Consider the following 13,145-nt stretch of genomic DNA (forward strand, 5'->3'; position numbering starts at 1 on the left):
ACCAGAGTGGACGGGCTACTGATCCTCAGGCCACGAACAATAGCAGCCTACCGCGAGGGTGTGAGTGGCATTCACTTCGCGTCCGGTTCCAAGGGCCTTGAGAATGGGTTCGATAAAACTGTTGCTGGCATTGCACGTCAGCCCTTCGCTGTAGGGGCCGAAATAGGCCAGTTTGCCTGTGCGGTCCCAGATGCCCACGGCCGGGCTGGCGGGTATGCGATCGGCGCCGGGCAGGGCGTCGAGGATTTTCATGTGGCGCAGGTTGTCGGGCAGGGTGCCGTGGCTACCGGCTTTTTGCAGGGCGTAAAACTCGACCCCTTGGGGCTCGTACTGCTCGATCAGCTCACCCAGGTGTTGCTGGTTGCCGACATTGCACGGGCAGGCCGGGTCCCAGAAGTGCACCAGGCGAATCGGGCCAGGGCCGCTGAGGGCGGCGGGCAGTTGCAGCGCATCGCCGGAGAATACCGCCGTGTGCTCGCTGAAGGCGCGCAGGTAGCGGCCCTGGAACCAGTCATACGCGGCCCACAGCACGCCGGCGCAGATAACCAGGATCAGGCTGGCGAACAGGGCGTTGCGGTAAGGCGGTCGCATTCAAAGGTATCCTCGCAGGTCGCGTAGCTTGCCATGCTTGTCCTGACAGATGAATATCGCAGCTCGATATTCATCTTCACCGCCAGTCTGGAAGCCTTTATGCCCGTCACCTTTGACCCTGATCATCTGCGCGAAAGCTTGCGGCCCCTGGTGGACGCGCAACCGCTTAGCGCCGAGGCAAGGGTCTATCAACGTTTCTATGGGCTTGACCTGGCCGCTCGCAAGGTGCCGGCGGTGAGCCGGTTGGGGCGCCTGGAGGTGGGCGGGTTTGAAGTGGTGGCCCAGGTATGGTGGCCGCCTGCGCCGGTGGCAACGATGTTCATGTTCCACGGTTTCTACGACCACATGGGGTTGTACCGCCATGTGGTGGATTGGGCGTTGGACCAGGGCTTTGTGGTGATCGCCTGCGACTTGCCGGGCCACGGCTTGTCCAGCGGCCCGCGCGCCAGCATCGATGAGTTTGCGGTGTACCAGAGCGTGGTGCAGGCGTTGTTCGCTGAGGCCAAGGCGCTGCAATTGCCGCAACCCTGGCACCTGTTCGGGCAAAGCACCGGCAGCGCCATTGTGGTGGATCACTTGCTCAACCACGGCGCCGACAGCCCGGCCCAGGGCAAGACCTTCCTGCTCTCACCGCTGGTGCGGCCGCGTGCCTGGGGATGGTCGCAGGTCAGCTATTACCTGCTGCGCCCGTTCGTCAAAGGCATTGCCCGACGCTTCAGCGATAACTCCAACGACCCTGCGTTCAAACCGTTCCTTGAAGCCGACCCACTGCAGCCGCGCCAATTGCCCACCGCTTGGGTAGGGGCGCTGGCGCGCTGGATCAAACGCATCGAAGCCGCACCCCGCAGCCCACGGCGGCCGGTGATCGTGCAGGGTGAGGAAGATATGACGGTGGATTGGCAACACAATTTGCAGGTGCTGCGCGGTAAGTTCGACCGGCCCGAGGTGTTGATGCTGCCGCGGGGCAGGCATCACCTGGCCAATGAGATTCCAGAGATTCGTAATGAGTACTTCGAGTACCTCACCGATCACCTGAACTAACGCATTTTAAATGTGGGCGGGGGCAAGCCCCCTCCCACAATTACTGCGTCAGGCTTGAGGTGCTTTGGCCGACAGCCAGCCCTGCGCGAATGGCTGCCAGGGCCGCCTGGTAATACGCCTTACCTTCCGGCGATTCGGCAAACGTAGCGAACTCTTCCAGCTCCGGGTCGGACAAATCCCGGTAGACGTACAACAGCGTGTTGTTCAGGTCCTTGTCGATTTGTTGCATCAACCGTTCGCGCTGCCCATTCAACATACCCTGGGCCTGACCGCCGCCAAGCAAACCGGGGATCATCTGGCTCAAGCTGTCGGCCGCTACACCGGCAATCGCCAGGCTGACTTCTGCACCGGCCTCGCGCGCGGGCAGGGCTTGGGCCAGATGGCCGATGATCAGGCTGCGGGTGGCGTCGGCCTGGATTTTCGGCAAGCCCTGGGCGTTTTTCGCCAACTGGTCGCGGCGCGTGGCCAGCAATTCTGCGGCGACGATCTTGCGGCCCAGGGGCGATTGGAAGAACGCCAGGGCCGGTTTCGGGTTGGCCAGGTGCTTGCGCAGTTGCGCCTCGGCACGCTGATCCATGGCTTGGGCGCCAAAGCGCTTATTACTGTTGTCCACCAGCGCCTGGTACACCACCGGCGGCAGGCTATTGCGGTAGCGTTGCTGGGCGGCACTGAGGGCGTCATTGAAATGCGCACGTTGTTCGGCCCAGCCGGCAACCTTGTACAACTGGTCATGGCCGTCTGCCCAGGCGGGCAAAACGCAGAACATCAACACGGTAAAAAACAAACGACGCATATGGACTCCTGTCAGTCGGCCACTATTGTCCGTGTCGGGCGTAGGATTTGTCGAGAAGTCCTATCAGACAGCTGATTTAAAGTGCATTCGGGCGCTCGACGGCGCTGTCGGATTCTCAGGCGTATGGATACTATGCGCGCCATGCAAATATCCCTCGATGACCCGCTGCTGCAACGTATCGTTGACGACTTGGCCGAAAAAGGCTGGTCGCAGCAGAATGGCTTCCTGCCCCAGGCTCTGACCCTGGAACTGGCGGCTGAGTGCCATAAACGTGCGGCCGAAGGTGAGCTGGCACCGGCGGCAGTCGGGCGCGGGCCGGCCCAGGAGATTCGCGAGGGTATTCGCGGTGATCATATTCAGTGGCTGGAAGAGGGCGACGCGGCGGTTTGCGACACCTATATGGCCGTCATGGACAGCCTGCGCCTGGCAATGAACCGCAGCCTGTTCCTTGGGCTGGAAGATTTCGAAAGCCACTTCGCGATGTACCCGCCCGGTGCGTTTTACCTCAAGCATGTGGACCGCTTTCGTGACGACGACCGGCGCATGGTCTCGGCGGTGATCTACTTGAACGACGCCTGGCTGCCCGAGCATGGTGGCCAGTTGCGCATGTACCTCAAGGGCGGCGTCGAATATGACGTGGTGCCCACCGGTGGCTGCCTGGTGGTGTTTTTGTCGGGCGAGGTACCCCACGAGGTACTGCCGGCCACGCGGGAGCGCCTGTCCCTGACCGGCTGGTTTCGCCGGCGGGGCAACGAGCCGTTTTAGGCAGGCAAAGGATTCTAAAGTCTTGCCTTGAACAAAATGTGGGAGGGGGCTTGCTCCCGATAGCGGTGGCTCAGTCAACAGATGCCGTGACTGGCACTCAGTAATCGGGAGCAAGCCCCCTCCCACATTTGACCTACTGTGTCTTGACTATCGGTGTTTGGCTTTCAAACCACTTCTGCGCCAGCGCCTTCAAGCGGCCATCCGCTTTCACCCGCTCCAGCGCCTTGTCCAGGCTGCTCTTGAACGCGGGGTTGCCCTTCTGAAACGGGATCACCAGTTCAGGTTTATCGTTATAAGCGGCGCTGAAATCGAAACGATCCTTCAGCTCGGCAGTCATAGCGATATGGTTGATTGCCACATCGTACTTGCCGGTCGCCACGCCGTTCATCAGGTCGGCATCATCGGTGGTGATAAACGAGGAGCGTACGTCCATTTCTTTCGCCAGTTGCTCACCCAGTTCCACTTCAAAGCCGGTGAGCTTGTCGCCTTCCTTGAAATTGAACGGCGGGGTGTTGGCTTCCAGGGCTATACGCAGTTCGCCGCGATCATTGACGTCATCGATCAGCTCGGCATGGGCCAATGGGCTCAGAAGGGCAAGCAACAGTAACAGGCCAGGCGAAAAGCGCATGGTCACTCCTAGAGAATTCGAATGGACGAGGCGCTGTTCAGCATCGTTTTGCTATGGTGTCGGGTGCCTTGGACCGCAATTTATCGCGAAGTTGTCATAACCCTACAGATTTCACTGAAAAACTGGAGAAGCGAATGAAAGCCCTTTTGTCCCGTGCAACCCTGGCGTCCCTGCTGCTGGGTGCTTCGATGTTGGCCAGCGCTGCCGACCAGCCGCGCACACCGGCTCCTGCTGGTGCTGAAGTGTTCATTGTCTCGCCCAAAGACGGCGCTACTGTCGACAAAACCTTCACCGTCAAATTTGGCATCAAGGGCCTGGACCTGGAGCCGATCGACAAACAGGTACCGGGCGCCGGCCATCATCACCTGCTGGTAGATCAGGAAGTGGGGGCGCTCAACGCAAACGAAGCGATCCCGGCCACGCCTACCTCGATTCACTTCGGCAAGGCGCAAACCGAGACCGAGCTGACCCTCACGCCAGGCAAGCACACCTTGCAACTGGTGGCTGGCGACAACGTGCATCGCCAGTTCGAGCCTACGGTAGCCTCGAAAGTCATCACGGTTAACGTCAAGTAAGATTTGTTCAGATGCAAAAAAGGGAGCCCCGAGGGGCTCCCTTTTTCGTGGTGCGGTTGAAACCTTAGAACAACACGCGGCTACGGATAGTGCCGTTGATGTGCTGCAGCTTCTCTTGCGCCAGGTCCGAGTACTCGGCGTCGACGTCGATGACCACGTAGCCGACCTTCTCGTTGGTCTGCAGGAACTGACCGGAGATGTTGATGCCGTTTTCCGCGAAGACCTTGTTGATCTCCATCATCACGCCCGGGATGTTCTGGTGGATGTGCAGCAGGCGGTGCTTGCCCGGGTGAGCCGGCAGGGCCACTTCCGGGAAGTTGACCGACGATACCGAGGTACCGTTGTCGCTGTACTTGACCAGTTTTTCCGAGACTTCCAGGCCGATATTGGCTTGGGCTTCAGCAGTGGAGCCGCCGATGTGCGGGGTCAGGATCACGTTGTCCAGGCCACGCAGCGGGCTTTCGAAGATGTCGTCGTTGGAGCGTGGCTCCACCGGGAACACGTCGATGGCGGCGCCGATCAGGTGCTTGTCCTTGATCGCGTCGGCCAGGGCATCGAGCTTGACCACAGTGCCGCGAGCGGCGTTGATCAGGATCCCGCCTTTCTTGATCGCGCGGATTTCCTTCTCGCCGATCATCCACTGGGTCTCGGCGGTTTCCGGAACGTGCAGCGTGACGATATCGGACATGCCCAGCAGCTCGGTCAGGCTGGCGACTTGAGTCGCGTTGCCCAATGGCAGCTTGGTCAGGGTGTCATAGAAGAACACCTGCATACCCAGGCCTTCGGCCAGCACCGACAGTTGAGTGCCGATCGAGCCGTAACCGACGATACCCAGCTTCTTGCCGCGGATCTCGAAGGAGTTGGCCGCGCTTTTGATCCAGCCGCCACGGTGGCAGGAGGCGTTCTTCTCTGGGATACCGCGCAGCAGCAGGATGGCCTCGGCCAATACCAGCTCCGCTACGGAACGGGTGTTGGAGTACGGGGCGTTGAACACCGCGATACCGCGTTCGCGCGCTGCGTTGAGGTCAACCTGGTTGGTGCCGATGCAGAAACAACCGACCGCCACGAGTTTCTTGGCGTGGTCGAAGATCTCTTCGGTCAGCTGAGTGCGGGAGCGAATGCCGATAAAGTGCGCGTCGGCGATCTTTTCCTTGAGCTGGGCTTCCGGCAGAGAACTGGTGATGTACTCAATGCTGGTGTACCCGGCGGCTTTCAGAACGTCGACAGCCGATGGGTGGACGCCTTCCAGAAGAAGGAACTTGATCTTGCTCTTATCGAGAGAAGTCTTGCTCATCTGCGTAAACCTGTATCCCGGAGAAAATTGGCAGGGAGTCGAGCAGCGCAAGCTGACCCGGACGGCAGGAAAGCCGTCACCGCAGAAACGCCCTTTGGGTCTGTCCTGCGGGGGCGGTATGCTAGCATACGCACCCCGCTAAACACCTATTCCTGCGACGTGAAGCGTTCTCAGGATGACCATGAATTGTTCGAGAGTTCTGTCGATGACCCATCCTGCACTGATTGATGAGCTAAAGACCCTGGTTGAGCCCGGCAAAGTGCTGACCGATGCCGACTCCCTGGAGGCTTACGGCAAGGATTGGACCAAGCACTTCGCCCCCGCGCCCAGCGCTATCGTGTTTCCCAAGACCACTGAGCAGGTGCAGGCCATCGTCCGTTGGGCCAACGAGCACAAGGTAGCACTGGTGCCGTCCGGTGGGCGCACCGGCCTGTCGGCAGCGGCAGTCGCGGCCAATGGCGAAGTGGTGGTGTCGTTCGACTATATGAACCAGATCCTCGACGTGAACCTTACCGACCGCACCGCCGTGTGCCAGCCGGGCGTGGTCACCAAGCAATTGCAGAACGTCGCTGAAGAAAACGGCCTGTACTATCCGGTGGATTTTGCCTCGTCCGGTTCCAGCCAGATTGGCGGTAATATCGGCACCAATGCCGGCGGGATCAAGGTGATTCGCTACGGCATGACCCGCAATTGGGTGGCCGGCATGAAAGTCGTTACCGGCAAGGGCGATGTGCTGGAACTGAACCGCGACCTGATCAAAAACGCCACCGGCTACGACATGCGCCAGCTGTTTATCGGCGCTGAGGGCACCCTGGGGTTTGTGGTCGAAGCCACCATGCGCCTGGACCGTGCCCCGAAAAGCCTCACCGCCATGGTACTCGGCACCACCGACTTCGACTCGATCATGCCGGTGCTGCACGCGTTCCAGAGCAAGCTGGACCTGACCGCCTTCGAATTTTTCTCCGACAAGGCCCTGGCTAAAGTCCTCGGCCGTGGCGATGTGCCGGCGCCATTCGAAACCGAGTGCCCGTTCTACGCGCTGCTGGAATTCGAAGCCACCACTGAAGAAGTCGCCAACCATGCGCTGGAAACGTTCGAGCATTGCGTCGAGCAGGGCTGGGTACTGGACGGTGTGATGAGCCAGAGTGAAACCCAGTTGCACAACCTGTGGAAGCTGCGCGAGTACATCTCCGAGACCATCTCCCACTGGACACCGTACAAGAACGATATTTCGGTCACCGTCTCCAAAGTGCCGGCATTCTTGAGCGAAATTGATGCGATCGTCGGCGAACACTACCCGGATTTCGAAATCGTCTGGTTCGGTCATATCGGTGACGGTAACCTGCACTTGAACATCCTCAAGCCCGAAAACCTGAGCAAGGACGAGTTCTTCGCCAAGTGTGCCACCGTGAACAAGTGGGTGTTCGAAACCGTCGCCAAGTACAACGGCTCGATTTCCGCCGAACACGGCGTGGGCATGACCAAGCGTGATTACCTGACCTACAGCCGCTCGCCGGTTGAAATCGAGTACATGAAGGCTGTGAAGGCCGTGTTCGACCCGAACGGGATCATGAACCCTGGCAAAATCTTCGCGGTTTAACCGCACCTGAAGGAGTCGTTCCATGAGCTACCAGCACAAGTATGTCGACGGCACCAACATCCACTTCCCTGTGGGCAAACTGGTGTGCATCGGGCGTAACTACGTCGAACACGCCAAGGAGCTGGATAACCCGGTGCCCACCGAGCCTTTGCTGTTCATCAAGCCCGGTAGCTGCGTGGTGCCGTTGGAAGGTGGTTTTGCGATTCCCACCGAACGCGGTTCGGTGCATTACGAGGTGGAAATCGCGGTGTTGATCGGCAAGCCGTTGTCGAACAAGCCAAACCGCGAAGAAGTCCTCGACGCCATCTCCGGCTTCGCCCCGGCGCTGGACCTGACCCTGCGCGACAAACAGGCCGAGCTGAAATCCAAGGGCCTACCGTGGGAAATCGCCAAGTGCTTCGACGGCGCGGCGGTGCTTGCCCCCTTCGTCGTCAGCAGTACCTTTGCGGACGTGACCGACATCGGCATACGCCTGACCATCAACGGCGAAGTGCGCCAGGATGGCAACAGCGCGCAGATGCTCAACCCGATCGTACCGATGATCCAGCACATGGCGGGCTGCTTCTCCCTGCAGGCGGGTGATGTGATTCTCACCGGCACTCCGGCAGGCGTAGGCCCGTTGAATGTGGGGGATGAGCTGGTGTTGGAGCTGGCGGGTGTGAACCGTTTCGAAAGCGTCGTGCGCTAAGTAACGGCCAAACTGTGGGAGGGGGCTTGCTCCCGATAGCGATGGGTCAGCTACAAATAAGCTGGCAGACAGGCCGCAATCGGGAGCAAGTCGAATCGTCGCACCGCCCCTCCCACATTGGTTTTGTGTATATCCCAAGTATGGGCTTTTGCATTTTTTTCACACGCCATCCGGATAATCCCAGCCTCTTGCGCGCAGGCCGTTGAATCCTGTGCTATCCCATACAGCTGACTTTCCGGAAAAGCGCTCAATGGCCGTGCCTCTACCCACTTCGAAAACCTCGCTTCGCTCGCGCTTGTCCATGCGCTGGTATTCCTGGGTATTTTTGGCCGGTGCCGTTCTGTATGGCGTGGCCTGGGCCATGCACTGGGATGATCGCGGTGTGCTGTGGGTGCTGGAGCGCTTCGAGAGCCCGGTTGAACGCCAGGAGAGTGTTTGGCTCCCGGACTATCAGGCGGTCATCGACGCCAAGCCGCTGCCCGGTATGGAGAAGGATGAGGCTTCCGACCTGTCCTACAACCCCCAGACCAAAACCCTGTTTTCCGTCATGGGCAAAAACCCGTTTCTCGTGGAGCTGAGCCTGCAAGGCGACGTATTGCGCAAGATGCCGCTCAATGGCTGGAACAATCCTGAAGGCGTGACGGTGATGGAAAACGGCTCGATGGCCGTGGTAGACGAACGCGACCACACCGTGACCGTGGTAAAGGTGGACGCCGGCACCACGGCGCTGAACAAAGCTGATTTCCCAAGCCATGACCTGGGCCCCTCCAAAGACCAGAACAAAGCCTTTGAAGCGGTCGCGTGGGACAAGCGCAATCAGCAGCTTGTACTGGGCGAAGAGCGGCCGCCGGCCTTGTTCACGTGGAAGAGCGATGGCAACACGCTGACCGGCGACAAGCAAAAGCTGGCCAGCACCGAACTGGATGTGCGCAACCTTTCGGCCTTGTCCATTGACCCGCGCACTGGGCACTTGCTGGTGCTGTCGGCCGATTCCCACCTGTTGCTGGAACTGGACGAAACAGGCGAGCAAGTCAGCTTCATGACCTTGCTCGGTGGCTTCAACGGCCTGAAAGACACCATCCCGCGCGCCGAAGGGGTGACCCTGGATGAGAGCGGCAACCTGTACATGGTCAGTGAACCCAACTTGTTCTATCGTTTTGAAAAGCAGAAATAACTGACGAATTACGTCAGACTTTTCTTTATAAACGGCATTCGCCAGACAGTTCGGCGCGTTTAAGTTTAAATTCAGGCGACCTTGATATCTATTCGCCAGTTTTTTCACTGAGCCCGCCCCGATGCGTCGACTTGCCCGCCCCAAACCTGCTGTTTTCATCTTGCTGTTGCTTGCCCTGGTTGCCGCCGGGGTCGTTGCGCAGCAGTTTCGTCTGTTCGAGCGTGCCTGGTTCAACTGGCAGGTGTGGCGCCAGCCTGCCGATGAGCGCGCCATTGGCCTGGCAGATTACCGCGTGACCCTGGAAGGCCAGGTGATCGAAGGGCTCGACGATGATGTCTCGGCCCTCACTTACGATCCGGTGCGCAAAAGCCTGTTTACCGTCACCAATAAAAACGCCGAGCTGGTGGAGCTGTCCCTGGAGGGCAAGATCCTGCGACGCATTCCACTGGTGGGGTTTGGCGATGCAGAGGCTGTGGAGTTTATCAGTGACAACATTTACGTCATCAGCGATGAGCGCCAGCAGCGGCTGATCAAGGTGCATGTGGACGACGACACAACCTTCCTCGACGCCGCCGACGCGGAGCAGATGACCCTCGGCGTACATATCGGCAGCAACAAGGGGTTCGAGGGCCTGGCCTATGATTCGGTGGGCAAGCGTCTGTTCGTCGCCAAGGAGCGCGACCCGATGCTGATCTATGAAGTGCATGGCTTCCCGCATTTCAAGGCGGAAAAAACCTACTCGGTGCACGTGATCAACAACCCCAAGCGCGATGCCGGACTGTTTGTGCGCGACCTGTCGAGCCTGCAATACGACGAGCGCAGCGGCCATCTGCTGGCGCTGTCGGATGAATCGTTCCTGGTCTTGGAACTGGACATCGACGGTCGCCCCTTAAGCAGTTTGTCGTTGCTTAAAGGGCGCCATGGTCTGAGCAAGCGTGTGCCTCAGGCCGAAGGGATTGCCATGGATGACGAGGGCACGCTGTATATGGTCAGCGAGCCGAACCTGTTTTACGTGTTCAAAAAACCCTGATCAGAACATCCATTGCACGCCCAGCGTATAGCCGGTCTGGCTGCCTTCGGCATGACCCAGGCGGCCATTGACCTCGGCATACACCCCCAACTGCGGGGTGATCGCCAATTGGCTGCCGATTTGTGCGCGACCAAAGCTCTTGTCTGCTGAGCCGAGCCGAGCGGTGCGCGCCTGGCCATCGGCGCGGGCTGTCAGTTGCAGGTCATCCAAGCGGCCATCGGCCATTTCCTTGACCCAGGCGATGTCTGCATACGGCATCAGGCTCAGGCTGTAGGGCAGGGCGACAGCGCCACGCACGCGCCAGCCGAGGCTGGCTTGCAGGGAGTCGAAAGACTGCTCTTCATACTGCAGGGCGGTGCGCAGGTTCTGTTTTTCGTGGAACGTGTCGATGCGGTAGTGGCTGTAGTCCAGGCCGGCGAAAGGCCCGCTCTTGAGCGCACCGAAGTCAAAGTCGTAGCCGCCCAGCACCCGCGCGCCCAACGCCAGGGCATCAGTCTCGCCCGTCAGTTGCTGATTGAGCAGGATCGGCCCGCCATTGGCCTGGATGATCAGGTTGCGTTTGGAATCGAAACGCGTGTGGCCGATGCTCAGGTCACCGGCCAGCCAGCTTGGCCCGCCATCATTGAGCAGCGCGTACACGGCTGCCTGCCAGGTGTCGCTGTCCAGTTTGCCGCGATGCTCCAGTTTGTCGCGCCCGTTGAGGTAGCTCAGGCTGGCACCGATATTCAGGCTTGGGGTCAGCTGATAATCGCCAAGGGCGTGCAGGCCCAGGCGTCGGGCTTCGGGGTTGGGGGCCGTGTCGAAACCGCTGTCCGGGCTGTATTCGCCGTCCACGCCGATCTCGCCATCAAAGCTGCCCACCTCGCGGCTGGCGGCCTGCAGGGTCAGCCAGCGGCGATCGTGCAGGCGCACCATGGCTTGATGCTGACGTTGCAGGTTGTCCTGCATGTTGCGTGCGACGGCACCGCCGGACGCCGTCGAGGCCATCAGGTCGGCGTTGGTCAGTTCCAGCACCAGGCGGCTGAGCAAGCGTGAATAGTCACGCAGGCGCTGGTCGATGCGCGCCTGGCCGAAGGCATCGGTGAGTACGCCTTTGTTGTCTTCGCTCGGGTCGTGCCAGGTCGAGCCGCCTGGGATTTTCGGGTTGTCGGTCTGGGTATAGCCGTCCAGATCGCCCAGTTCCCAGTTGGTGGCTTCTACATAAAGGATCGGGATATTCAGCGGCTCGAAAGGTTCACCATCACTGCAGCAGCCTGTGCCTTTGGGGTATTGCGGGTCCAGGCCGGGGTTGGTGAACAGCGGGATATTCAACTCCTTGGCGATCTGAAACGTGTGCTCGCGCAATGACGCCAGGGCCGGGTTGTCGGTGCTGTTCTGGCCGGCGTGGGCATACATCATGTCGCCGGTGATCAGGCTGTCGAGATTGATCATCGCAAGCATATTGGCGCGCTGGCTGGCGCTCAGCGAGTCAACAAAGGCCCGGGAGCCGCGCAAACCTTCTTCTTCCGCGCCGAATCCGACGATTTGCAGGCCATTTTCCAATGACAGGCCGCCGAGGTTCTTCGCCACCTCAGTCAGCACGCTGGCACCGGAGCCATTGTCATCCAGGCCTTGCAGGGTCGGGCGGCCGAAGTAGGTGTCGAAATGCGCGCCAATCACCACGTACTGCGGCTTGGTGCCGGCGGCGTAGGCCACCACGTTTTGCGCAGCACGGCTGCCGCTGCTCCAGGTGAAGTCCTGGCGGCTGATGGAATAGGCCGCGCCCATCTGGCTCTGCATCCAATCAGCAGCGCCGGCAAAATTGGCCGTGCCGCGATAACGACCGGGGTAGTCATTGATCAGTTTTTCCAGGGTGGTGTTGGCGTGCTGGCCGTACTCGTAAGCTTGGGCTTGCGCGGACAGCAGGGCACCGGCAACGCTGATGGCGAGGGCTAGGGGCTTTATCACAAGGTCTTCCTTGAGGTGATGGGAATGTTCAAAGCCCAGACCCTTTGCACAATGCGCGCCTCATTCCGTGGGCGGCTGCAAATTGGCGCATTGTTAAACGCGTGGGTCGCGTGGCTGTAATTTGTATCCGATTGGATACCAGGCGGGGCAGGGGATGCCGTGACAGAGCGCACGGTTTTGGAGGGGAGTGCTGCAAATGTGGGAGGGGGCTTGCTCCCGATTGGGTGTATCAGTACCAGATATTCTGACTGACACACTGCTATCGGGAGCAAGTCGAATCGTCGCACCGCCCCTCCCACATTGGAGTTGTGGTGTTGTTAAGCCTTGAGGGTTTTCACGCCTTCCGGGGTGCCCAGCAGCAACACATCGGCCGGGCGCGCTGCGAACAGGCCGTTGGTGACCACGCCCACGATGGCGTTGATCTGCGTCTCCAGCTCAACGGGGTTGGTGATCTGCATATTGAACACGTCGAGGATGATGTTGCCGTTGTCGGTCAATACACCTTCGCGGTACACCGGGTCGCCGCCCAGTTTCACCAGCTCGCGGGCCACGTGGCTGCGAGCCATTGGGATGACTTCCACCGGCAGCGGGAAGGCGCCGAGCACCGGCACCAGCTTGCTGGCATCGGCAATGCAGATGAAGGTCTTGGCCACGGCCGCGACGATTTTCTCGCGGGTCAGGGCTGCGCCGCCGCCCTTGATCAGGTTCAGGTGTTCGTCGCTTTCATCGGCGCCGTCCACGTAGAACTCCAGGTCGCTCACGGTGTTGAGCTCGTACACCGGAATGCCATGGCCTTTAAGGCGTGCAGCGGTGGCTTCGGAACTCGCCACGGCGCCGTCGAACGCGCCCTTGTGCTGGGCCAGCGCGTCGATAAAGCAGTTGGCAGTGGAGCCGGTGCCGACACCGACGATGCTCTTGTCGTCGAGTTTGGGAAGGATTAAATCGACGGCGGCCTGGGCCACTGCCTGTTTGAGTTGATCCTGGGTCATGCGGGCTCCGGAACGGGCGGGGAGTTATCG

At 60.1% G+C, this 13,145-nt stretch carries 13 protein-coding genes; 7 read left to right on the plus strand and 6 right to left on the minus strand.

Features of this window, described 5'->3' with window-relative positions; translation table 11 throughout:
• Positions 1–15 precede the first annotated feature (15 nt).
• Positions 16–591 carry a DUF6436 domain-containing protein gene (locus E3O56_RS05020; protein WP_032878865.1) on the minus strand — a complete coding sequence of 192 codons (576 nt, stop codon included), beginning with the start codon at positions 589–591 and terminating at the stop codon, positions 16–18.
• Between the two features lie 99 nt (positions 592–690).
• On the opposite strand from E3O56_RS05020, the gene E3O56_RS05025 reads away from it, so the two are divergent.
• Positions 691–1,632 (plus strand): alpha/beta hydrolase, encoded by a 942-nt coding sequence (locus tag E3O56_RS05025; protein ID WP_248127994.1) that lies wholly within the window; start codon positions 691–693, stop codon positions 1,630–1,632.
• Positions 1,633–1,672: 40 nt separating this feature from the next.
• Here the strand turns inward: E3O56_RS05025 and E3O56_RS05030 are convergent, their stop codons facing one another.
• Positions 1,673–2,425, minus strand: coding sequence for a DUF2059 domain-containing protein (locus tag E3O56_RS05030; RefSeq protein ID WP_032878866.1), 753 nt, complete (start codon positions 2,423–2,425; stop codon positions 1,673–1,675).
• Between the two features lie 132 nt (positions 2,426–2,557).
• Here E3O56_RS05030 and E3O56_RS05035 point away from each other — a divergent pair, with 132 nt between their 5' ends.
• Positions 2,558–3,190: a 2OG-Fe(II) oxygenase gene (locus E3O56_RS05035; RefSeq protein WP_005792345.1), complete on the plus strand. Its 633-nt coding sequence runs from the start codon at positions 2,558–2,560 to the stop codon at positions 3,188–3,190.
• 133 nt (positions 3,191–3,323) lie between these two features.
• Here the strand turns inward: E3O56_RS05035 and E3O56_RS05040 are convergent, their stop codons facing one another.
• On the minus strand, positions 3,324–3,818 hold the full coding sequence (locus E3O56_RS05040) for a transporter substrate-binding domain-containing protein (protein ID WP_248127939.1): 495 nt from the start codon (positions 3,816–3,818) through the stop codon (positions 3,324–3,326).
• A 134-nt stretch (positions 3,819–3,952) separates the two neighbouring features.
• On the opposite strand from E3O56_RS05040, the gene E3O56_RS05045 reads away from it, so the two are divergent.
• Positions 3,953–4,393 carry a DUF4399 domain-containing protein gene (locus tag E3O56_RS05045; protein ID WP_103734207.1) on the plus strand — a complete coding sequence of 147 codons (441 nt, stop codon included), beginning with the start codon at positions 3,953–3,955 and terminating at the stop codon, positions 4,391–4,393.
• A 64-nt stretch (positions 4,394–4,457) separates the two neighbouring features.
• On the opposite strand, the gene serA is transcribed toward E3O56_RS05045, so the two are convergent.
• Positions 4,458–5,687, minus strand: coding sequence for a phosphoglycerate dehydrogenase (gene serA, locus E3O56_RS05050; RefSeq protein ID WP_005792342.1), 1,230 nt, complete (start codon positions 5,685–5,687; stop codon positions 4,458–4,460).
• 205 nt (positions 5,688–5,892) lie between these two features.
• On the opposite strand from serA, the gene E3O56_RS05055 reads away from it, so the two are divergent.
• The 4 genes from E3O56_RS05055 to E3O56_RS05070 all read left to right on the plus strand — a co-directional run bounded on the left by E3O56_RS05055 (position 5,893) and on the right by E3O56_RS05070 (position 10,179).
• On the plus strand, positions 5,893–7,287 hold the full coding sequence (locus E3O56_RS05055; RefSeq protein WP_103734208.1) for an FAD-binding oxidoreductase: 1,395 nt from the start codon (positions 5,893–5,895) through the stop codon (positions 7,285–7,287).
• 22 nt (positions 7,288–7,309) lie between these two features.
• Positions 7,310–7,975 (plus strand): fumarylacetoacetate hydrolase family protein, encoded by a 666-nt coding sequence (locus E3O56_RS05060; RefSeq protein ID WP_032878871.1) that lies wholly within the window; start codon positions 7,310–7,312, stop codon positions 7,973–7,975.
• A 250-nt stretch (positions 7,976–8,225) separates the two neighbouring features.
• Positions 8,226–9,149, plus strand: coding sequence for an SdiA-regulated domain-containing protein (locus tag E3O56_RS05065; RefSeq protein WP_248127940.1), 924 nt, complete (start codon positions 8,226–8,228; stop codon positions 9,147–9,149).
• A gap of 121 nt (positions 9,150–9,270) precedes the next feature.
• Positions 9,271–10,179: an SdiA-regulated domain-containing protein gene (locus tag E3O56_RS05070; protein ID WP_122735848.1), complete on the plus strand. Its 909-nt coding sequence runs from the start codon at positions 9,271–9,273 to the stop codon at positions 10,177–10,179.
• On the opposite strand, the gene E3O56_RS05075 is transcribed toward E3O56_RS05070, so the two are convergent.
• Both E3O56_RS05075 and rpiA read right to left on the minus strand, forming a co-directional pair.
• Positions 10,180–12,126, minus strand: coding sequence for an autotransporter domain-containing protein (locus tag E3O56_RS05075; protein WP_248127941.1), 1,947 nt, complete (start codon positions 12,124–12,126; stop codon positions 10,180–10,182).
• A gap of 317 nt (positions 12,127–12,443) precedes the next feature.
• Positions 12,444–13,115: a ribose-5-phosphate isomerase RpiA gene (rpiA, locus tag E3O56_RS05080; RefSeq protein ID WP_099585891.1), complete on the minus strand. Its 672-nt coding sequence runs from the start codon at positions 13,113–13,115 to the stop codon at positions 12,444–12,446.
• Between the last annotated feature and the right edge of the window lie 30 nt (positions 13,116–13,145).

Source organism: Pseudomonas sp. W2Aug9 (genome assembly GCF_023127755.1).
GTDB lineage: Bacteria > Pseudomonadota > Gammaproteobacteria > Pseudomonadales > Pseudomonadaceae > Aquipseudomonas > Aquipseudomonas synxantha_A.

Bases quoted from the DNA above. Each gene is read 5' to 3' on its own strand.
- E3O56_RS05020 (WP_032878865.1), bottom strand. From the start codon at position 591: ATGCGACCGCCTTACCGCAACGCCCTGTTCGCCAGCCTGATCCTGGTT.
- E3O56_RS05025 (WP_248127994.1), top strand. From the start codon at position 691: ATGCCCGTCACCTTTGACCCTGATCATCTGCGCGAAAGCTTGCGGCCC.
- E3O56_RS05030 (WP_032878866.1), bottom strand. From the start codon at position 2,425: ATGCGTCGTTTGTTTTTTACCGTGTTGATGTTCTGCGTTTTGCCCGCC.
- E3O56_RS05035 (WP_005792345.1), top strand. From the start codon at position 2,558: ATGCGCGCCATGCAAATATCCCTCGATGACCCGCTGCTGCAACGTATC.
- E3O56_RS05040 (WP_248127939.1), bottom strand. From the start codon at position 3,818: ATGCGCTTTTCGCCTGGCCTGTTACTGTTGCTTGCCCTTCTGAGCCCA.
- E3O56_RS05045 (WP_103734207.1), top strand. From the start codon at position 3,953: ATGAAAGCCCTTTTGTCCCGTGCAACCCTGGCGTCCCTGCTGCTGGGT.
- serA (WP_005792342.1), bottom strand. From the start codon at position 5,687: ATGAGCAAGACTTCTCTCGATAAGAGCAAGATCAAGTTCCTTCTTCTG.
- E3O56_RS05055 (WP_103734208.1), top strand. From the start codon at position 5,893: ATGACCCATCCTGCACTGATTGATGAGCTAAAGACCCTGGTTGAGCCC.
- E3O56_RS05060 (WP_032878871.1), top strand. From the start codon at position 7,310: ATGAGCTACCAGCACAAGTATGTCGACGGCACCAACATCCACTTCCCT.
- E3O56_RS05065 (WP_248127940.1), top strand. From the start codon at position 8,226: ATGGCCGTGCCTCTACCCACTTCGAAAACCTCGCTTCGCTCGCGCTTG.
- E3O56_RS05070 (WP_122735848.1), top strand. From the start codon at position 9,271: ATGCGTCGACTTGCCCGCCCCAAACCTGCTGTTTTCATCTTGCTGTTG.
- rpiA (WP_099585891.1), bottom strand. From the start codon at position 13,115: ATGACCCAGGATCAACTCAAACAGGCAGTGGCCCAGGCCGCCGTCGAT.